Origin of the sequence: Cupriavidus basilensis OR16, assembly GCF_000243095.1 — a bacterium.
GTDB lineage: Bacteria > Pseudomonadota > Gammaproteobacteria > Burkholderiales > Burkholderiaceae > Cupriavidus > Cupriavidus basilensis_D.
In genome coordinates, this window is the sequence record NZ_AHJE01000391.1 from 1 (window position 1) to 463 (window position 463).

Consider the following 463-nt stretch of genomic DNA (forward strand, 5'->3'; position numbering starts at 1 on the left):
GGCGGCGAAGTCCAATATCTTCGTCAACAAGCAAGGAAAGCAATTGGCTGCCCGCCCCGAAAAGCGAGGATTTCTCGCTGTCCGTGAGGGCTTATTGGCCCGAAGAGGCCGCGCTGATCGGCAAGTGGACGCCGCCACCGGCCGTGAAATCGAACTGAGGTGGATTGCACGGCGGGGGTCTCGCACCCAAGCGGGGCCTCAGGCGGCCCCGCGGCCAGCCTTCATGACGGCGTCCTGCGCGAGCCGCCTCCAGTTTTTCGCGGCATAGGCATGGGCCTGCCGTAACGCGGCCCAGAGCCCGATCAGCCTGGCTATCCTGAGGAAGCCTTTGGCTGCTTCGAACTCCGTGGTGCGCCGGACCCGCGTCCTGCCATCGGCAAGCGGCTCCAGGCTGAAGGTGTCGACCAGTTTGCCAACCCACGCGTGGCACCAGACGGTGCTCTCTTGCATCTGGTACTGCAGC

General features: G+C 64.8%; 1 protein-coding gene and 1 pseudogene. One reads left to right on the plus strand and one right to left on the minus strand.

The features are described 5' to 3' along the window. The first annotated feature begins 14 nt into the window (after positions 1-14). The gene (locus tag OR16_RS43920; RefSeq protein ID WP_272942905.1) at positions 15-158 is read left to right on the plus strand and encodes a DUF1214 domain-containing protein; all 144 of its coding nucleotides are present in this window, start codon (positions 15-17) and stop codon (positions 156-158) included. Between the two features lie 40 nt (positions 159-198). Here OR16_RS43920 and OR16_RS39310 read toward each other — a convergent pair. Continuing rightward, positions 199-463, minus strand: a pseudogene (locus tag OR16_RS39310) (hypothetical protein); the annotation flags it as partial.